This window comes from Corynebacterium sp. sy017, from assembly GCF_017918135.1.
Taxonomy (GTDB): domain Bacteria; phylum Actinomycetota; class Actinomycetes; order Mycobacteriales; family Mycobacteriaceae; genus Corynebacterium.
In genome coordinates this window covers 592548-613109 of record NZ_RZUE01000002.1, presented here as the reverse complement: position 1 = coordinate 613109, position 20562 = coordinate 592548, and the positions used below count along the sequence as shown (strand labels likewise).

Below are 20562 nucleotides of genomic sequence, written 5' to 3'. Positions count from 1 at the left end.
TCATGCACGGCGAAAATAATTACGCGCCACATCCGTTATCCGTGGTCGTAACTTCTTTAAGAGTGTGAGTCCAGTACGCAACCCGGCACGCTGATTATCTTTAACCCCAACCCATAATTGTTCCTCCACATCTGGGTTATGCGTAAACGCTCGGTTAGAACGCACTTCTGGGGCATTGTCTGGATCAGCGAGTAAATACTTATTCGGCAATGTGAGTTTGAGCAGTGTCTTTTGCACCTTCAATAACTGCACCGGGAATGAGTCGATATTGTAGGGCAAATCATATTCTGCACACAGCTGTTGTACTTTTTTCGCCACATCAGCAAGACGATTTGATGGCATATCAGGAAATAGATGATGCTCGATTTGGTAATTCAAGTTACCGGATAAAATCGTGAGCACTTTTCCGCCACGAAAGTTTGCCGAGCCCAGCATTTGGCGCAAATACCACTGATTATGATCTTCGTCCTTGAACTGCTCCTTGGTAAAGGTTTCTACCTCATCCGGAAAATGTCCACAAAAAATAACCGCATATGCCCACAGTGAACGCAAGATATTAGCGCTGACGTGAGCGCCAAGCGTATGGCGGAAATTTTTTCCGGACAATAACGGATAAAGAACATAATCACGCACACTTTGTCGTCCGGCTTTGCGCGTGGTCTCCCAAAATTTTTCCCGAGTTTGTGCCCATGTGGCACGGCCGCTAAAAAACTTACCCAGTTCTACGTCATAGTATCCTACTGCCCACTCAAAAAGAGTAGCGAGCACTGTGTTGACAAGAGGCTGGAAGGCATGGAGCGTAGTCCATTTTTTATCGCGAGTAACACGCAAAATACCATATCCTACATCGTGATCCATGCCTAAGACATTGGTATAAGTATGGTGCACATAATTATGCGAATGCATCCACTGTGAGGATGGGCATACGATATCCCACTCCCATGTCGTCGAGTGCACTTCTGGATCATTCATCCAATCCCATTGACCATGCAAAACATTGTGCCCAATTTCTAAGTTCTCTAGCACCTTTGCAGTAGTAAGTAAGGCAGTACCAGTCCACCAACACTTTTTATTGCCAGAGAAAATCAATACTGCTCGGCCAGCGAGATCGAGAACTCGCTGAGTGCGAATGAGTCGATAAATATAACGCGCATCTTTTGTGCCTAAATCATTTTCTACCTCAGCTTTAATGCGATCTAGGCGCGCACCAATTTCTGCTATATCGTCGTCGCTTAGATGAGAATAAGCCTTGATATTATCAATTGCCATTAAAAAGTCCTTATCGATCAGAGTGATTATTTTTCTTAGACGTCAATAGTGACATCACCAGCAGCGACACAAACACACGTACGTATCTGTGTCCCAGCTTCATGGGTATGACCAGTATGCACATTAAATACGTGCCCTTTGCGCAATGGCCGCACGCAGGTATGGCACAGTCCCATACGACAACCAAAGGGCATATTTATCCCAGCTTGTTCGCCTGCTTCAAGAATCGTTGTGGCTCCATCGGTAGTGATAGCGCCACGATGTCCAAAAGTCACCACGCCGCCCTGCGCGTCGGAGCGTCGATCAAGCGTAAAATGCTCTGTTTTTAGGCATAAAGATTCTTGCTTAGCCCACTGTTCTAAATCTCTGAGCATATGCGCCGGACCACAAGCATAGATAGTTCTGTGCGCAATATCTGGAATAAGAGTGCCATAATCTTGAGCGTGAAGACGTGGTTTTTCTTGCGTGTAATGGAATATGGCGTGCACACTAGGATAGGTGTCAGCTAATTCCTGGATTTGTGTAGCAAAGAGTGCCTCATGGCTATTTTTTGCCGAGTACACAATCACGACATCACAGTGGGCATAATCACCTCGACGAGCAAGGGTACGCAACATAGAAATAATGGGGGTAATGCCTGTACCTGCTGCGATAAAAGCCATTTTCGGAGCTGGTGGCTGGCTTAACTGAAAATCACCAGCGGGTGCCAGAAGCCGAATAATGGTTCCCGGCTGGGTCTTACCCACTAAATGCTGAGAAAGCTGGCCTTTTTCTACTGCGCGAACCGTGATGTATAACAGGACACTCTTATCTTCTTCCTCAGATAAGACCGGAGCATTAGTGAGTGAGTAACTTCGCCACACAAATCGACCATTGATAGCAACGCCAACGCCAATATATTGCCCTGCATAGAAAGTGGTAGGTACTGCCCAACCGGGCTGAATCGCAATATGCACCACATCTGATGCATTCTTATCGTGTTCGATAGATATTATGCGTCCACGCAATTGCCGGGTGGACCACAAGGGATTAGCCAATACTGAATAATCATCAGGCAACAATGGCGTAGTCAGCCTGGTGAGCACACCACGTATTTTCCCTAAGGCATCTTTGGGCATTGTGATCCCCATTTCTTGGTGAGTACATCAACAACGCCTCATATTACGCTTTAGTAAGTTACTTGTCTATAAGTTACGCTAAAGTAGGTAATTTTCCTAAGAACACACTGCAAAAGCACAGCACCACTGCACCCAGAAAAAATAAAAACTCCTAGCCACAAAGAGCTAGGAGAAAATAGAAACTACCGAGATACCAGGTAACACACAGTAGTGCTACAACAACTCTACTAAGGCAGATAATTCGCTAGGGTCATACCAAGCCAAAAAATTATCCAATGCGTCGCCCACTACCAGCATGGCATCTTCATCACCAAGATCTGCCTCATCAATAACAGCAATCGCTTTGGCTACTGCTTCCTCACTTGATTCCACATCAATATGTATCGCAGCAACATCCGATACAGCTATCTGCGCTGGCTCAATCTTAAGCACTGCCTCGTCGAGATTAGGCACAAAACTTACACGCCCATCATCAATATCGACACTTACCACAACACGCCGATGCGGGAAGAAGTCATCACCAATCGCCAATAGTCGCAAAGATGCACGAGAGGCTTCGTCGAAAGCATACTCTGCGATTTCTTCTTCAGTGCCAGACTCAAAAAAATCAGTTAACGCTGGCGTTACCGCAAAACCATAGCCAGAGCGAGCATGAATCACTCCCGTTTGCGACAACTCACGAAGCATGGAAAAAGTAGCTGGAAGATAAACCCGCACTAAAACTCCTTGTCAATACCAAACAAGCCAGTAATCTCTACCACTGCACGATCGAATTGCTGATAATACACACCAACTAATCCTGCTTCTACCGCACCACGAACATTAAGGATGGAATCATCAACCATGACACAATCACGCATAGGCAACTCAAGGGCATCAGCAGCTGCCTGGAATGCCTCTTTCTCTGGTTTCTCCACCCCAATATCCCCACTGAGCACTACAGCATCGACAAGTCCCTGCGTCTGCAAAACACGAATATGATCAGCGTTGACCCCTGGATCATTAGAAAGCACAGCCAAGGCAACACCATTAGCTCGAGCAGCCTCTAAAAGATGGCGCCACCGACGCTGATCCTCATCACTGCCATCTAACACACCTACGTAATCAACAATCAAGCCACGCATGTCTTGGCTGCACCTCACCTTTTCTCAAAATCTGTTTTGGCGGCATTCATTTTTCCATAGACCGCCACACAATTGCTATACAAATGCTCTATATTTATTATTTATTGTAGCGTCACTTGCCTTGAGATTCTTTCCTCAAGGATGTTTTCTATGCTTTGTGCATCTTCTCGTCACGAAAAACAACTCGTTCCGATGCCAGGAACAAGATTTTTACTGAAACTAGAACAAACCACTAGACTGCCGGAACACACAACCACTACGGGTATAGCAACAATACATAAGCACCTTACTGCACAACGCAAACAAGAAATCTATGCCCTCACTCACACAAGTCTTGCCGCAGCTTTTGGCCTCAGACCAGCACATAGTCTAAGCACCAAGCGTTTTAGCCCCGCCATTAGACGCTTATCCACCACACCTGGCCCGAACAAGATACTAACACCTGGACCAATCGGGATCGTCTCTATTCGCTTTCGCGAAATATCACCCGACACTTTTCAAGCCTACGGAACGGTTATACATATAAAGAGCCAGAAGGCCTACGCCTATCTGGCTCTGATAAAAGATGCGCTATTTGGACTCCAAGTCCAACAATTAGATATTCTCTAACGCCATCACGACGCTACTCATCTAATTTTATGCCCACTAAGCCTCAAGCCTCAGTCTCAAGCCTCAGCTGATACTGGGGCAGGTTGCTCAGCAAATTGCTTCCGCAACAAGAAAAGCTGACGCACAGTTTCTTCTTTAATGCTATCTTTCATCGCATTAAACATATCGCCACCCTCTTTTTGGTATTCCACCAATGGGTCACGCTGTGCCATAGCACGCAAACCAATGCCCTCTTTAAGATAGTCCATCTCATACAGGTGCTCTCGCCACTTCTGGTCAATAACTGGCAGAATCATCAAACGCTCCAGCTCGCGCATACGATTATCGCCGCCAATGGCATTGACCTGCGCTTCCATTGCATCATATTGCTCGTGTGCATCTTTAAGGATCGCTTCACGCAATTGCTCTGCGCTAAGCTCACCAGCACTGCCATATTCGGTACCGTCGATAAGCTCTTGTGCGCTTACTGTTGGACCATAAAGCGCCTCAAGGGCGTGCCAGAGGGAAGTCATATCCCAATCCTCGGCATAGCCGGTAGCAGTCTCAGCATCAATATAAGCATTGATGGTGTCGTCAATCATATGCTGAATGTTGCTAGCAATATCAGCTGATTCTAGAATGGCACGACGCTCCCGATAAATAACTTTGCGCTGCTCATTCATAACCTCATCATATTTGAGCACATTCTTACGAGCCTCAAAGTTTTGGTTTTCTACCTGAGCCTGAACATTCTTGATCGTCGTAGTAACCAGCTTTGCCTCAATAGGCACATTATCTGGGACATTCAAGCGGTTCATCATGCTTTCCATGGAACCACCAAAACGCAACATGAGTGGATCGCGCATCGATAAGTAGAAACGCGTTACCCCAGGGTCACCTTGCCTACCAGAACGACCACGCAACTGATTATCAATACGACGGGATTCATGACGCTCCGTACCAAGAACATAGAGTCCGCCTGCTTCGCGTACTTCTTCAGCAGCTTGAGCACCCTTGGCAGTAACCTTAGCGACTTCCTCGCTCCATGCTTCTTGGTATTCTTCAGGAGTATTGACCGGATCCAAACCACGCTCACGCAAGTTAAGATCAGCAATGGTTTCTGGGTTACCACCAAGTACAATATCGGTACCACGACCAGCCATATTAGTAGCTACAGTAACAGCACCTGGCAAACCAGCCTTCGCAATGATCTGCGCCTCTTGCTCGTGATATTTTGCATTAAGCACATTGTGCGCAATACCACGACGCTTAAGCAGCTTAGAAAGATACTCAGAACGCTCTACCGACGTAGTACCAACAAGCACTGGCTGTCCTTTGGCCGAACGCTCTGCAATATCATCAACAACCGCAGCAAACTTCGCTTCCTGAGTCTTATAGACCAAGTCGGTAAGATCCTCACGCTGCGACGGCTTATGCGTTGGAATTGGCAACACATTGAGTTTGTAAATCTGGTGCAGCTCCGCAGCCTCGGTTTCTGCAGTACCCGTCATACCAGCGAGTTTGTCATAAAGACGGAAGTAATTTTGCAGGGTGATCGTCGCCAGTGTTTGGTTCTCATTCTTGATCTCTACACCTTCTTTTGCCTCAATGGCCTGGTGCATACCTTCGTTATAGCGACGACCTTCTAGAACACGACCGTTGAACTCGTCAATAATGAGAACCTCGCCACCGCGCACCAAATAGTCTTTATCTCGGGCGAAAAGCTCTTTAGCTTTAATCGCATTATTAAGATAGCTAACCAATTGCGAATGCTCTGGTGAATAAAGGTTATCAATACCAAGCTGATCTTCTACAAAAGCAACGCCCTCTTCTTTAATGCCTACGGTACGTTTGCGGGTATCAACATCATAATGGGTATTTTGCTTCATCTGAGGCACAATCTGAGCAAAAACTGAGTACCACTGTGATGAGCTATCAGATGGCCCAGAAATGATCAACGGTGTACGCGCCTCATCAATAAGAATGGAGTCAACCTCGTCGACAATAGCGTAATTATGTCCGCGCTGCACCATATCATCGAGACTGCGCACCATGTTGTCGCGCAAATAATCGAATCCAAACTCATTATTGGTGCCATACGTAATATCCGCTTTATATGCTTCTCGACGCAACTGCGGATCTGATATTTCAGATAAGATGACACCCACTTCTAGCCCAAGGAATCGGTGCACACGCCCCATCCATTCAGCATCACGCTTAGCAAGGTAGTCATTAACCGTAACAACGTGCACGCCTTTACCAGCCAACGCATTAACATAAGCAGGCAATACACAGGTCAAAGTTTTACCCTCACCAGTGCGCATCTCAGCTACATCACCGAAATGCAAGGCAGCACCACCCATAATCTGAACATGGTAGTGCTTTTGTTCTAACACACGCCAGGATGCTTCACGTGCAACAGCAAAGGCTTCGAGCATGATGTCGTCGACAGTTTCACCGTCCTCGATGCGCTTACGAAACTCTTGAGTTTTTGCTTTAAGCTCCTCATCACTAAGCTCAGCATAATCCGACTCAAGCGCAATGACATCATCGGCAATTTTCTTCAGCCGCTTAATTGCACGCCCCTCACCCATACGGAGCATCTTGCTAAGTCCAAACACGTAGGCTATTCCTTCGTAAAATCAATTGTATTTATTGACAGTAATGTTGTTATCGTCGCTATTGTACGCCTCAAAGCGACAATAGGTGAATATCAAGCAATATCAGCTTATATCGTATATCGCCCAAGCTATAGACAAAATATACCTCAGCTAGGCAATAAAATCTGCGCTAGCTGAGGATATTCCGAGATATATCAGCCCTATTCGCTTAAGGTAATCAAACCATAGTCATACGCATGACGACGATAAACCACAGATGGGCGACCATTTTCCTCATTAACAAATAAATAGAAATCGTGCCCCACAAGTTCCATCTCACTCAAAGCATCATCGACGCTCATCGGGGTAGCAGAGTGCTCTTTTCTACGGACAATCTGCCCAGGAATAATATCTTCGACTTTATCGGCATAAGGATCAACATCATATTGACCTTGCTGCTGTGCTTGCTGCGCCTCATGCACTAAATCAGCAGCAATCTCTCCTGTGCTCTTTGGGGCACGATGGCCAGAAAGAGAAATCGAACGACGAGCCTTTACCTTACGCAAAGAGCGCTCCATACGAGAAAGTGCCGTTTCTAAAGCTGCATAGAAGCTATCCTCTTTAGCCTCAGAACGAGCAACATGACCTTTTCCAGTGGCAGTAATTTGGATGCGATCACTTTCATCAGCACGCCGTGGATTTGGTTCATGTTGTAATTCCACGTGGAAGAATGTCAGCGTTGAATCCAAACGTGCAATTTTGGCAAGTTTAGCGTGCACACGCTCAGCAAAATGCTCTGGAACTTCCACATTGCGTCCAGTGATAGTAACTTTAACTTCTGGACTCAGTGACTCATGATGAGCAGGTGTAACCATGACTGTACCTTCCTCTTAGAGCACCATCACGCAGACAAGAAACATCAAACTGCCTCATTATTCACATGATGGCTAAATGGAATTAACCTGTACTTCTACCCTACTCCCCTTTGAGACAATAAGCATGAACTTTTCGCGATACCTATGCCTATTTGCCTTTTTGCCTATTTGCCTATTGCGCACAAGAATCAAGCATGTGCCCACGCCAAACCACCACGAATTTTCACTCCCATAGCACTAAGTACCGCCGTCGAAGCAGCTAAGGTTGCCCCTGTGGTGAGGATGTCGTCGATAAGCAAAACACTAAAACCACTCAACCCACCAGCAGTATGCAAGCGTACTGCTGCAGGAGTCGGCACTACAGCACCGATCATATTTGTATGACGCTGCCGCATACTTAACCCCACTGAATCGCGCACCCCTGCTCTATGTTCAATAAGCTTGGCGACTGGAAAAGGAGTACGCTGACATACCCGAGTAACAGGATCACCACCACGTTTTAATGCAGAACGACGACTCGTCGGCGCAGGCACAAGCACAATATCCTCCTCTACCTCACCCTGCGCAATGAGATAAGACACTGCACTAGCAAGCATGGCACCAAGGGGCGCAATCATATCTCGCCGGTTTCGTTCTTTAGTGGCGATAATAATTTTCCTACGCGCCCCACCATAGGCGCCCAAAGACCATAGTGGTATATGCGAATAGATTTTTGCGCTTATCCGCTGTGGCGGTTGTCGCAAATGTATTGCACAATGCGCACATAAGCGATAACCAGCAGCACCACAGCCTGCACAATTACATGGAAAAAGTAATTCCCGAAAAGCCCCCTGCATAACCGCTTATGATAGCAGTTAATAACGTGGCACAATCACTTTTCCTTGGGTGCCTTCTAAGCCTTGTACTTCACGCCAAAAAGGCGAATCCGAGTTATTAAGCTCTAGTGCAGTTCGCGCATCAGAGGCATATACTGTTGCACCTGTAGAAGCCAGTGAAGACACCGGAGCAATGATATTGCTCGTCGATAGCCATTGCGTGATAGAACCATCACCTGCTACATGCTGTACTGGCGCTTGGGAATCAGCAGTGCCTACCAATAAACTGCCATCTGGCTCCCATTCCACGCTTACTGCACGAGTATCTTTGCCAAGATATTCATAAACATTGGTCAGTTTTCGCTCACCAGCATTAGGACGCGACACTGTTGCCACATACACTGCCCCGTCAATGATAAATGCCGCTCGTACTCCTGAATAAGAAAGACGAAGCGAAGTAATAAGATGATCCCCCGCATTGGGCACATCACTGGTATCAACTTCAGTCTGCGCTATCTCACCAGTATCAGCTGAACGAGAAATACGTGCCACCGTCGTACCATCTATGACAGTCCACAAACTATTGGCACCATACTCAAAGCTAGGGCGCGTAAGGCTACGCGCATGGAGCAATTCAATGGCTTCACCGTTGAGCGTCGAAAGCATAAGTTGAGAGGCTTTCGACGCCCCGGCTCCACTAGCAGTTACTGCAACAACCAGGTTTTTTTCAGTGGCAATATCCGCACTTTCGATATTTTCCATATAACCAAATTGACCAGGGACAGGATCTAAACGCCCTTGATAAATGCGAGTAAGCCGCCCTCTGCTCAACGCATATACTGTCCCCACTGACCTACGAGATGCCTGAGGGTTATACTCTGGATAATCCTCTACAGTAAGCTCCACTGCTGTTGAGTTTGGTGCCGTCACCTGAGTACCGTCGAAAGATAAATGATACGGACCAGGGACACTGGCTGCAGCGAGAGTCCATACAATTTGTGCGGCAAGCCGTCGCTGTGCATCTTTACGTAACGAGGACACACCAGTAAAGGCATAGGCGCCGTCTTTTACTCCGGCAAAATAAGCACTATTGGGAACCTCATTGAGTACCCCAGGAGCAAGAGTATCTGAAGCCCCATCCAAAAGTAGAGACAGCAAATTCATGTCGATAGCGGCATTAGTGTTATATATCCACCGCTTATCGGCAACTAACACTGAACCACTGGGGTCAAAGAAATACAGATCATGCTGAGCATATCTATTACGTAGTTCAGAACGCTCTACCACAATACGAGTAGGTAAAGAATTTATCCTCCACTGCCCATTTTCTTTTTTCAGTTCAACAACATCACTATATTTTTCATCACGAGGAACAAAACCCCCACCAGGGCCTAGGGTTCCCACAATCGTTCCTTGAACCTGATACGCAAGATAATCCTTTGACCCAGCGTTAGCGGCATCCCGACCAGGATTATTACTAGCTAGATTAACGTCTAGCCGATCCACAACATACACCGTGGCACTGGGTTGCCATCGTGAAGCATTGTCCTCAGTTAAAAAGGCACGAGCACTTTGATATTGCTGCGTGGGTTGCGCATTGGCGACAAAAAAATCTCGCACCAAAAGATCTGGCTCACGGTCTTGTATCGGGGTTTCAACTTTATCTTGTGCAGAATCAGAAAAATCCCTTAACACCTGTGGCTCAGTATTCGACGGCAAAGCAGTACATGCGCTGCATAATAACACGCTAGCTGACACTACACAGGAAAAAATCCGTTTTACTTCATGTCTATTCATCTGCTGCAACCTCTAACTGCTCTGGTTCTAGCGAACGTGGAACCGCTAATTCTAGTGGGCTCTGTTCATAACTAGCGTGTGGGGTGATGGGCAACGTAAGTCGGAACATAGTCCCCACGCCTTGTTCACCAATCGCTTCAAGCGCACCACCATGCAAAGCAGCATCTTCTCTAGAGATTGCAAGCCCCAATCCAGTACCGCCTGAATGACGTACTCGCGACGGATCTGCCCGCCAGAAACGGTTAAAGACCAGATCTTCTTGCCCAGGCTTTAATCCCACCCCATGATCGACTACGCCAACGGCAATAGCCTGCTCATTACGAGCAACATACACATCAACTGGGTTCCCTTCAGAATGATCAATTGCGTTGGCCAATAAGTTACGGATAATACGCTCAATGCGTCGAGGATCCCCTGTTACAGATGTAGCCATCTGCGTGTGTGCACTGCCTAAGTCGTGTTCTTGGTCTTGTTCTTGGCTAGCCAGGACATCATCGTTGGCATACATATGAAAGCGCACAGGTACATCAAGTTTCTCTGCTAAATGCTGTGTTTGCTGCCATGCGGACGCAACACAAGAGCGAATATCCAAAGCACTCTCTGACAAATCCGCCACACCAGCGTCGTGACGCGAAATCTCAAGCAGATCTTCAAGGAGAACCTCAAAACGACCCAATTCAGTCTGCATCAACACTGCAGCACGCTGCACGCTCTCAGGTAAGTCATCAGTTTGCGACTCAATAAGATCCGCAGCCATGCGTACCGTGGTCAATGGGGTACGTAATTCATGCGACACATCAGAGGTAAATTGCCGCTGCAAATTGCCGTATTCCTCCAATTGTTTTATTTTTTTCGACAATGACTCAGCCATTGAATTGAAGCTAACTGCCAGGGTAGCCATCTCATCTTCGCCATCGACAATCATGCGCTCTCGCAGATGCCCTGACGCAAAGCGCTCCGCAATCAAGGCTGCAGAACGAACTGGCACAATAACTTGCTGAATTAGCAGCCACACAATGCCCACAAGCAGCACGACGATTACTACTCCAGCCGCAGAAAACAGACCACGCAATAGGGCAATTGTTGACTCTTCGCTGGCCATAGAAATAACCAGATACACCTGCAGATCAGGAATATCTGTTTTTGTGGGAGAACCAATGATCAGCGCTTTATAGGTACTGGAATCTTGACGATCAATCGTGGCAAATTGATAAGAAATCTGATTTTTTTGCACAAAACTACGAAGTCGCTCTGGGATGCGATACCCTTCGGGAGAAGCCGTTATAGATCCATCAGGATTATTGACCACAATAACTGGTTCATAGGTAGTTTGCGCATAAAACCCATTAGTATCTTGATTTGTTAAAGCTGCACGGGCAGCATTGAGCCGAGTTTGCAATGATGTAGAAGCACTGGTGGCATTAATTTGCTCTTCCACCGCCACACGAGCACGATCAATTTCCGAATTGGCAACATCAAGTTTGGCATTGAGCAAGTTTTGTGTCACGAGGTTGACGAGCACAAATACCAAAATGATCATCATGATCGCGGAAATAGAAAGGATAGATCCTAACACCCGCGTCTGGATGGAAGTACGCCATTGAGTCAGAAACCGATGCGTCTGGTTTCTTAGCCATTCTACTAAAATTGCTGCCTACTCCTGCACAGTCTTATACCCGACACCACGAACGGTGAGCACAATCTCTGGGTTTTCCGGATCCTTCTCAATTTTAGAACGCAAGCGCTGGATATGAACATTGATCAGTCGGGTATCAGAAGAATTGTGGTAACCCCATACCTTCTTGAGCAGCTCCTCACGAGAAAGCACTTGCCCTGGTTTTGAGGCAAGCTCAACTAAAAGATCAAACTCCAACGGAGTGAGTTTTACCTCTTCACCAGCACACGTAACCACATGGCCAGGAACATCAATAAGCAAATTACCAATCTCAATGGTATCCGCTTCAATGTCATCACTACGACGCAACCGTGCTCGAATACGAGCGACAAGTTCTTTAGGCTTAAACGGCTTGTTGATGTAATCATCAGCACCTGATTCCAAACCAAGAACCACATCAACGGTATCTGTTTTCGCAGTAAGCATCACAATCGGAACTGCTGATTCACGACGAATAATGCGGCAAATATCAATACCGTTCATCCCCGGTAGCATCAGATCAAGCAAAATAAGATCTGGGTTTTCCCGCCTAAAAGCAGCTACTGCTTCTGCACCATCGGTTACAGCCACTGCCTCAAACCCTTCGGTGTTGAGCACAATAGTCAGCATCTCAGAGATAGCTGGATCATCATCGACGACGAGAATTTTCAGCGCCATATTAAAAGAAATATCCTTCCCACAGCTCATACGCATTGCTATGAGCACTTCTTGCTAGATTGACCAACGGTGCTTTCAGCCCAAATCTCACGCAAGCCTTTGGCGCACCGATTTAATCATGTCTTCCACATTATAATCTGGTTCGGCAATCAGCCACTGGGATTGCCACTGCTTCTGTGCAAGTTGTCCATATATCAATGCCGTATTGTTTTGCAAGGAATTATCGGACTCATAAAGATCTCGCTGACGCGTCGCATCGTTTTTTTCTCGCATCTGAGCACGCTGTTGTGCAAGCTCAGGAGGGGTGTTAAGCAAAATCTGAAGATCTGGACGCGCTAAACCAAACTGCTCAAACTCTAAGTGAGCCACCCACTCTATTGCATTTTCATCAGCTAAACGTGCAGCAGTATATGCAGCATTTGACGCTACATAACGATCGAGTAACAAAATTGATTCGCTGCCTACAAAGGCATCAATATCCGCTTTCGCCTCCCGACGATCTAGAGCGAAGAGTGTCGCCATTGCATAAGCAGAATCACTCATATCACCCATATTCCCATACAACGCTTGCCGGGCTAATTGCGCGTGAATGGACTGATCATAACGAGGAAAACTCATAACGTGCGCAGAAAAATCCTGCACTAATGCACTTACCAGTGTATTTTTTCCTGCACCATCGATGCCTTCAATTGCGATGATCATAAATGCTTATACCCCAAAAATTAGTAGCGATAGTGCTCAGGCTTATATGGACCAGCAACGTCCACTCCAATATATTCTGCTTGCGCTTGGCTGAGCTGGGTGAGAGTACCACCTAGTGCTTCTACGTGGATGCGGGCGACTTTTTCATCAAGAATTTTTGGCAGACGATAAACATCGTTAGTATAACGACCATCGTTATTGAATAGCTCAATCTGCGCAATAGTCTGATCCGCAAAAGAGTTAGACATAACAAAACTTGGATGCCCCGTAGCATTACCAAGGTTGAGCAAGCGTCCTTCAGAGAGCACAACAATTGATTTTCCATTAGGCAATTGGAACTCATCAACCTGCGATTTAATAGTCACCCGCTTAACATCGTCGCGATGAAGCAACGACGCCATATCAATCTCATTATCAAAATGCCCTATGTTCCCCACCACTGCATGATCTTTCATAGCAAGCATATGATCAAAAGAAATAATATCGCGATTACCCGTAGCAGTAATGACAATATCCGCATCTGATATTGCCTGCTCAACAGTAACGACGGCATAGCCATCCATAAGTGCCTGGAGCGCATTGATAGGATCTACTTCCGTAACCTTAACCCGAGCGCCTTGGCCTGCCATTGCTTCCGCGCATCCCTTACCTACATCGCCATAACCACAGATAAGAACATTTTTTCCGCCCATGAGCATATCGGTTGCCCTGTTAATGCCGTCGATAAGCGAATGCCTCGTGCCATATTTGTTGTCAAACTTTGACTTGGTTACCGCATCATTGACATTCATGGCTGGGAATGGCAATTCTCCCCGCTGCGCAAAATGATAGAGACGATGTACTCCTGTGGTGGTTTCTTCCGTTACCCCTTTAATGGCAGCGACAATCTTGTCCCATTTGCCATTCTCTTGTTCTAGGGTAGTGGCAAGCATTGTCAAAAATGCTTGATATTCGTCGGAGTCATCTGGCTGAATGGCAGGAACAGCACCAGCACGCTCATATTCACGACCACGAATAACAGCCATAGTGGCGTCACCGCCGTCGTCAAGAATCATGTTGGGTAGTTCATCTTTCCAGCTAAAAATCTGGTTAATGCACCACCAATACTCCGCTAGAGTTTCCCCTTTCCACGCAAAAACTGGCACACCTTGTGGATTCTCCGGGGTGCCATTTCCCACAACCACTGCTGCCGCTGCTTCATCTTGAGTGGAAAAGATGTTACACGATGCCCACCGTACCTGTGCCCCCAATGCCACAAGAGTTTCGATCAGTACCGCAGTCTGCACAGTCATATGGATAGAACCGGCAATGCGAGCCCCTTTAAGAGGTTGTTGTTCGCGGTATTCCTCACGCAATTGCATCAATCCTGGCATCTCGTATTCCGCCAAACGGATTTGATGGCGACCCGCTTCAGCAAGGTGAAGATCAGCAACTTTATAATCTTGTGAGGTCAGCACAGATTGGGATTGGGACATATTCTCTCTACTCTCCTTACATGACGCAGCTATACTCATTTTGCATCATATTCTTTCGTCTTTATCGTTAAGCTCCACTCTACAAGGCAATGACCCTACGGAGTTATTTGGGTGATTCGAGATGACCCACAAGGCTCAGGGTTTCAGACTCAAGACTCAAGAAAGGGCTTCAATATAGCTTTCTAAGTCATCGTCTGTTTCCACAGTTTCTAATACCGCGGCCGCAGATTCACGTAACTGTTCATCTCCTGCACCAATGAGATCACGAATAAACGGATACATCGCAATAATCTCACCAGAAGAATAAGGAGCCCCTGCCCAAATTGCGGCAATGGTCGCTGCCGCTTGCCCATTGAGCTGTTCTTCCTCGGTACGAGCAACGTCATTACGTACTAGCATGACTGCATCAAAGATAGCCTCGACGACATTTTCCTCATCGAGATCATTCAACTCTTCAAGAAAATCAATGTTGACTTCTTCGTTGAAAATGTTTCTTTCCCATGCACTCATTATTGTGTCCTATCTTTCCCGGTGCTTATAAGACTTAAAGATTGAGTTTTTGATAAACAGTGCACACTTGAGTGTCACCCTCCTAATTGTAACCAATTTGTAATAGTTTTATGATGTATGAAGTAGCTCAATGTAGCGATATGTTTGGCAAGCACCAGCAGTTTTGCACATATCTTGCCCGCATAACACTTTCGATATAGTTTTATATAAGAAAATAAGAAGTGTAGATATCTAGCTAGTCTAGATAGTTCAGAAACACAGAGAGGTATAGCAGAAGTGGTTGAGGCCAAAAATAACTCAGCGCGACGCTTTTTGGTCTTTATTGTTACAGGCTGCGTCATAGCCTTAGTCATTGGCTTTTTTGCATGGCGTCTTAGTCTGCAATCAACAACTACTACCGAAGCACACGCAGGTCCGCAGGCCAATGCCACTACAAGCCCTACCCGCATTACTCAAGAAGCAAACATCGTCTCGCGCAGTACACAAAGCACTCGAGTGAGCACCAGTTCCGCCCAATCGTCGAGTAGCCTTGTTGCAAAAACTACTGAACCTACCAGAAAAAAGGCTTATCGACGCTCACCTGAGCAAAAAAATACTTCACCTACAGGCTTTGTGGGCAATGAAGAAAATGAGCAGGATAAACTCGAATCAGACGCATCTATTGACGATCAACAAGTTGAAGATCGCGATACCGATAGCGTTTACTCAGAAGATGAGGAACGCATAAAGCGCCCTATCACTAGCATTGAGCAACGTTATCCGCAAACAACTGATCAGCTCTTATCTGACTTACAGAAGTTGTTACCACATACACCAGCACTGCCTGCCCCAGGCAAGGAAACAGGTGAAGTGATTGAATCACTTGTGAACAAGTTACCGACTATCCAAGAAGCACCGTTACTTCCACCTGAGGCATATCAGAAGACCTACCAGCCTCAAACCCCTACCCCAGATCTCGATACTCCGGACAGCACTGACGCAATCGAGATCCCAACAGCTCTTGAGCCTATTAGTAGTATCACCACCGAGGAACCTTCCCAGGAACCAGAGTCAGAGGCAGAGGCTGACCTCATATCCAAACCAGATGAAGAGGAACTGGATCTCATTGCTCCTCTTGCTACCGAAAGCGTCAATCAAAATACTGCTAAAGTAACCGAGGCTGACTCAGTAACTCCGACTGCCCAAGCAATAGCAGATCGACAATAACCACCCGCACTAGCTTGTTATATGCTGCTATGACACCTTAACCGTGGCAAGGTAGACATGACCATTGCCGCTAATGTGCACTTCCTCATGCGCATCTATCCACACAGCGCCAGTAGCTGAAAGAGTTTTCGTTTCTTGTGCATTACGCACAGTTACTTCTCCGCGAGTACACAATGCAATGCATGCACTGTCATAAACAATGTCCTCCGAAGATTGCTGTGAATCTAGCACCAAGCAACGCAACGCAAACTCATCAATGGGAACGCGATAGTGCCCATGCTCACATGGCACTCGTGGATCATCAAGAGAATCAAAACGTAATACTTTGATCAGCTCTGCAATATCAATATGCTTTGGCGTTAAGCCACCGCGTAATACATTATCTGAATTCGCCATGATCTCTACGCCAAGCCCACTCACATAAGCATGGAGATTACCTGCATCGAGATAAAGCGCTTCACCAGGTTCTAGAACAATGTAATTCAGCAATAATGCGCTCAATACGCCAATATCACCAGGATAACGCTCATTGAGATTTATTACATTAGTTAGGCAGTCTTTTATCCATACTGGTGCTGCCATATCAAGTGCTTTTTTTGCGGCTAAGATAACTGCGTCGATAAGCTCATGCCGCGCTTTGATTGGAATAGTGATCCATGTAGTAAATAATGCGCGTAAATTACTCTCGTCTGAACCAGCGTCGTCAAGCACGCTGCAATAACGCGCTAGCTGATCGCAACCGAGCGTGTTAAAAAGTTCAAGGGTGCGTGCAAGCGGTCGAAAACCAGCCATTGCATGAAACTGAGTCAGCGCCACAATGAGTTCCGGTTTATGATTATCATCTTTGTAGTTTCGATTATGCGCGCTAAGTGCAATATCTTGCTCATTTTCCTTAGCAAAGCCCTCTTCGGCTTGTTGTTTCGATGGATGTGCTTGCAAGGATAACGGGGCATCAGCAGCAAGAATTTTCAGCAAAAATGGAAGAGTATTGCGGTACTTGGCACATACTTGTTCGCCCAACACTGTTGGATCCTGCTCAATGTAGTGCAAGAGAGTATCACCATTTTCCACCAAACTTGGCGCCCCAGGATGCGCACCAAACCATAGCTCTGCTTCTGGACGTGCACTTGCCTCTTCCCCTTTTAATTGGGCGATGAGGGTTCGTGAACCCCAGGAATAATGTTGCACACTTGGACTCAGCAATTGCATAACAAATCCTTTAGTTGCTTTCTTGGCGAATAATGCCGAGGATCTCCTGCACGAGCTCATCGACCTCACCCGGAGTAGGAGCTTCTACATTTAACCTTAATAATGGCTCGGTATTGGATGCGCGCACGTTAAACCATGCTGGGCTGTCTTTGAGAGTCACTGTAATGCCATCGAGCTCATCGACGCTTGCGCTACGCTGAGCAAAAGCCTCTAGCACTGCTTGAGTACGCTGCTGCTGTTGCGCAACAGAATCAAGACGAGAGTTGATCTCCCCAGAAGCTGCGTAGCGATTATATTGAGCCATCATCTCCGAGAGTGGCAGTTGCTGCCCTCCCAAAGCAGCAAGAACGTGCATAGCTGCAAGGATTCCCGAATCTGCATTAAAGAAATCAGTGAAATAGTAGTGTGCAGAATGTTCACCACCAAAAACAGCACCAGTACGCGCCATTTCGGCCTTGATGAAAGAATGCCCTACTCTGGTTCGCACAGCTTGTCCACCATGCTCCTGAATTACCTCTGGTACAGCGCGTGAGGTAATGAGATTATGGATGATTGTTGCCCCTGGATACTGCGTCAAATAGCGCTCGGCAACAATGGCGCAAATAGCTGAGGGACTTACTGGCTGGCCTTTCTCATCAACGACAAAACAACGGTCTGCATCACCGTCGAAAGCTAAACCAATATCTGCCCCAACTTTTTGGGTGAATTCCTGCAAATCAACCAGATTCTTTGGATCAAGCGGATTTGCCTCATGATTAGGGAAAGTCCCATCAAGCTCAAAATATAGTGGCTCTACTTCAATGGGCAGTCCAGCAAATACCTCTGGTACAGTGTGACCAGCCATACCATTGGCAGCATCAACAGCTACTTTGAGCGGGCGAATTGCGCTCAAATCAACAAGCTCGCGCAAAAATGCGCCATAATCATGGAGCGAATCTTTTTCTTCTATAACACCAGTTGCTCCCGAATACTCTGGAATACCCTCGACAAGCATGGTGATAATATCACCCAATCCGGTTTCTTGCCCTACTGGTTTTGCCCCCGCACGGCACAATTTGATGCCATTATATTGAGCAGGATTATGCGATGCGGTGAACATGGCACCAGGACAATCCTGCACGCCGGACACATAATACAACTGATCAGTTGATGTTAGCCCTAGATAGAGCACATCAAGCCCCTGAGAATTAACTCCTTTAGCAAAAACCTGAGATAATGGCGCAGATGACGGACGCATATCATGCCCGACTGCAATTTTTTTCACGCCTTCTTGCCTCATTAAGTAGCCAAAAGCAGCGCCTACTTCTTCAATAAAGTCAGAGTCAATATCCTCATCGACGATACCGCGAATGTCATAGGCTTTAATAACTTTGCTAACTGCTTCGAGTGAACGCATAGCGGTGCTGCACCTTTCAGATGTTATGGTTTTTCCTGGGGTTTTTCTTCTCTACTATCTTAATACGATAATTAGTCATGCCGAGATGAGCTGGAATCAGACCGCTGCGCAACATCTGATTGCGATGAAATAACACGCAGATGAGCACGACGTTTCTGATGTTCCTGCGCCCTATGCACTGGGTGTTGTGCACTCGGTTGAGCATTATCCTTATCATCGTTATGATCCGACTCAACCGGATCAACCAGACCCGAGGTCGTCTGCCCAGCTTCTCGCACTGCTTGTGCTAATGCGGTTAGATCTTCGTCATCGTCGATATCGTCCACCCGCACGAGTTCCCAGCCCATTGGGGCGGTAATACGCGATGCGTGGTATTCGCACAAATCCCAACTATGCGGATCACTCGTGTGCATAAGTGGTCCAACGACTGCTGTTGATTGCGCATAGGCATAGGTAAGTGTAGCCACGGCAGGCTTACCACATCCAGGACGAGAGCAACGACGAAATTGATTCACAAACACAAAGTCTAGACTCTAAGTAGAGGTTCAGACAACGATAGTCCTTTTCGGCGCGTCCCCACCAGCATCACAGACCAGCACAATACTGTGGAATCATCATGTATCCTCACAATCCACACTCTCCACGCGACCGACATGGTCGAGGTATCCGCAGTATGCTGTTACCACCTGATGTGCCACGTCATCGTACTCGTCGACAGCTATTCGACGCTGCTGTTGTAGAGGCTTACTCCCCTATCGAAAAAAAATATGCTCAGCAATTAAGCAATGTGGATGTTGTGGTTGATACTGTGCCGCATATTTTTATCAGCAACCAACCACGCTCCCTGGAAACAAACGAACCAATTTTTAGTACCTCAGATGGAACCATTCCAGTAGGAATTGTGCGTGATGGCTCTGTACCACTCGGTTGTGTTATTAGTGCAGGCAGCGATCGACGGAGGAATCCTACCAAAGATTGCATTGTGATTTTCCGTATGCCGATTGAGCAGCGTAGCCAAAATAAAAAGGAGCAATATGAATTGCTCCAAAAAACTCTTATCGCGCTGGTAGCCGATTATCTTGAAATCGCACCAGAGGATATTGATCCATATCTATACCACTAATGCCGAAGTATTATTAACCAATATCTCGCTTCAGACGACGACGCTCACGCTCAGATAATCCACCCCAGATACCAAAACGCTCATCATGCGCTAAGGCATATTCCAAACACTCATCACGAACAGAGCATGCCTGGCAAATACGCTTTGCTTCCCTGGTGGAACCACCTTTTTCCGGAAAGAAAGCCTCTGGGTCAGTTTGAGCACATAGTGCTTGCTCCTGCCACTCTCGCTCAACCGCACCGAATATGTCATCTAGAGATTGATCTAGTAGCGACTGAGTACGAGGCGCGGCGTTGCTCGCCATATCTTTCACGCCACACTCCTCTCCTCATAGTTGTTATCTAAAAACCGTTCAGATAACAGTTCCGGAACATAATTACCCGCTGGCAACTAAATCAGCTGCACCATTCGCGTGGTAACTAA

Annotated in this window: 20 protein-coding genes; 3 read left to right on the top strand and 17 right to left on the bottom strand. The window is 46.7% G+C overall.

Annotated features, from left to right (window positions below; translation table 11 throughout):
- From EML15_RS06240 to EML15_RS06225, 4 genes are all read right to left on the bottom strand, one after another.
- Positions 1 to 1269 (bottom strand): acyl-CoA desaturase, encoded by a 1269-nt coding sequence (locus EML15_RS06240; protein WP_144274000.1) that lies wholly within the window; start codon positions 1267 to 1269, stop codon positions 1 to 3.
- A gap of 35 nt (positions 1270 to 1304) precedes the next feature.
- Positions 1305 to 2399: an iron-sulfur cluster-binding domain-containing protein gene (locus EML15_RS06235; RefSeq protein ID WP_246858142.1), complete on the bottom strand. Its 1095-nt coding sequence runs from the start codon at positions 2397 to 2399 to the stop codon at positions 1305 to 1307.
- Positions 2400 to 2600: 201 nt separating this feature from the next.
- Entirely contained in the window at positions 2601 to 3104 is a 504-nt protein-coding gene (locus EML15_RS06230; protein WP_144273998.1) for a hypothetical protein, read from the bottom strand.
- Positions 3104 to 3511: an HAD-IA family hydrolase gene (locus EML15_RS06225; RefSeq protein WP_144273996.1), complete on the bottom strand. Its 408-nt coding sequence runs from the start codon at positions 3509 to 3511 to the stop codon at positions 3104 to 3106. The genes EML15_RS06230 and EML15_RS06225 overlap by 1 nt, the downstream gene beginning before the upstream one ends.
- Positions 3512 to 3661: 150 nt before the next feature.
- Between EML15_RS06225 and EML15_RS06220 the strand changes: the two genes are divergently transcribed.
- The gene (locus tag EML15_RS06220; RefSeq protein ID WP_144273993.1) at positions 3662 to 4120 is read left to right on the top strand and encodes a hypothetical protein; all 459 of its coding nucleotides are present in this window, start codon (positions 3662 to 3664) and stop codon (positions 4118 to 4120) included.
- A 56-nt stretch (positions 4121 to 4176) separates the two neighbouring features.
- On the opposite strand, the gene secA is transcribed toward EML15_RS06220, so the two are convergent.
- From secA to EML15_RS06175, 9 genes are all read right to left on the bottom strand, one after another.
- A complete protein-coding gene (secA, locus tag EML15_RS06215; RefSeq protein ID WP_144273991.1) occupies positions 4177 to 6720 on the bottom strand; it encodes a preprotein translocase subunit SecA in 2544 nt (847 codons plus the stop codon).
- A 200-nt stretch (positions 6721 to 6920) separates the two neighbouring features.
- Positions 6921 to 7574 carry a ribosome-associated translation inhibitor RaiA gene (gene raiA / locus EML15_RS06210; protein ID WP_144273989.1) on the bottom strand — a complete coding sequence of 218 codons (654 nt, stop codon included), beginning with the start codon at positions 7572 to 7574 and terminating at the stop codon, positions 6921 to 6923.
- Between the two features lie 188 nt (positions 7575 to 7762).
- On the bottom strand, positions 7763 to 8410 hold the full coding sequence (locus EML15_RS06205) for a ComF family protein (protein WP_144273987.1): 648 nt from the start codon (positions 8408 to 8410) through the stop codon (positions 7763 to 7765).
- Between the two features lie 18 nt (positions 8411 to 8428).
- Positions 8429 to 10186, bottom strand: coding sequence for an LpqB family beta-propeller domain-containing protein (locus tag EML15_RS06200; RefSeq protein ID WP_144273985.1), 1758 nt, complete (start codon positions 10184 to 10186; stop codon positions 8429 to 8431).
- Positions 10179 to 11729: a HAMP domain-containing sensor histidine kinase gene (locus EML15_RS06195; protein ID WP_185967204.1), complete on the bottom strand. Its 1551-nt coding sequence runs from the start codon at positions 11727 to 11729 to the stop codon at positions 10179 to 10181. Before EML15_RS06195 ends, EML15_RS06200 begins: the two co-directional genes overlap by 8 nt.
- A gap of 111 nt (positions 11730 to 11840) precedes the next feature.
- Positions 11841 to 12518, bottom strand: a complete 678-nt coding sequence (mtrA, locus tag EML15_RS06190; RefSeq protein WP_144273983.1) for an MtrAB system response regulator MtrA — start codon at positions 12516 to 12518, stop codon at positions 11841 to 11843.
- 87 nt (positions 12519 to 12605) lie between these two features.
- Positions 12606 to 13220 carry a dTMP kinase gene (locus EML15_RS06185; protein ID WP_144273981.1) on the bottom strand — a complete coding sequence of 205 codons (615 nt, stop codon included), beginning with the start codon at positions 13218 to 13220 and terminating at the stop codon, positions 12606 to 12608.
- A 20-nt stretch (positions 13221 to 13240) separates the two neighbouring features.
- Positions 13241 to 14674, bottom strand: coding sequence for an adenosylhomocysteinase (gene ahcY / locus EML15_RS06180; RefSeq protein WP_246858188.1), 1434 nt, complete (start codon positions 14672 to 14674; stop codon positions 13241 to 13243).
- A 177-nt stretch (positions 14675 to 14851) separates the two neighbouring features.
- On the bottom strand, positions 14852 to 15205 hold the full coding sequence (locus EML15_RS06175) for a DUF4259 domain-containing protein (protein WP_144273977.1): 354 nt from the start codon (positions 15203 to 15205) through the stop codon (positions 14852 to 14854).
- Between the two features lie 276 nt (positions 15206 to 15481).
- On the opposite strand from EML15_RS06175, the gene EML15_RS06170 reads away from it, so the two are divergent.
- Positions 15482 to 16411: a hypothetical protein gene (locus EML15_RS06170; protein ID WP_144273976.1), complete on the top strand. Its 930-nt coding sequence runs from the start codon at positions 15482 to 15484 to the stop codon at positions 16409 to 16411.
- Positions 16412 to 16438: 27 nt separating this feature from the next.
- On the opposite strand, the gene manA is transcribed toward EML15_RS06170, so the two are convergent.
- The 3 genes from manA to EML15_RS06155 form a co-directional block, all read right to left on the bottom strand.
- Entirely contained in the window at positions 16439 to 17620 is a 1182-nt protein-coding gene (manA, locus tag EML15_RS06165; RefSeq protein WP_144273975.1) for a mannose-6-phosphate isomerase, class I, read from the bottom strand.
- 10 nt (positions 17621 to 17630) lie between these two features.
- Entirely contained in the window at positions 17631 to 19016 is a 1386-nt protein-coding gene (locus tag EML15_RS06160; RefSeq protein ID WP_144273974.1) for a phosphomannomutase/phosphoglucomutase, read from the bottom strand.
- A gap of 71 nt (positions 19017 to 19087) precedes the next feature.
- A complete protein-coding gene (locus tag EML15_RS06155) occupies positions 19088 to 19531 on the bottom strand; it encodes a DUF3499 domain-containing protein (RefSeq protein ID WP_185967192.1) in 444 nt (147 codons plus the stop codon).
- A gap of 101 nt (positions 19532 to 19632) precedes the next feature.
- On the opposite strand from EML15_RS06155, the gene EML15_RS06150 reads away from it, so the two are divergent.
- On the top strand, positions 19633 to 20139 hold the full coding sequence (locus EML15_RS06150) for a metallopeptidase family protein (protein WP_144273972.1): 507 nt from the start codon (positions 19633 to 19635) through the stop codon (positions 20137 to 20139).
- A 13-nt stretch (positions 20140 to 20152) separates the two neighbouring features.
- On the opposite strand, the gene EML15_RS06145 is transcribed toward EML15_RS06150, so the two are convergent.
- The gene (locus EML15_RS06145; RefSeq protein ID WP_168195021.1) at positions 20153 to 20452 is read right to left on the bottom strand and encodes a WhiB family transcriptional regulator; all 300 of its coding nucleotides are present in this window, start codon (positions 20450 to 20452) and stop codon (positions 20153 to 20155) included.
- Between the last annotated feature and the right edge of the window lie 110 nt (positions 20453 to 20562).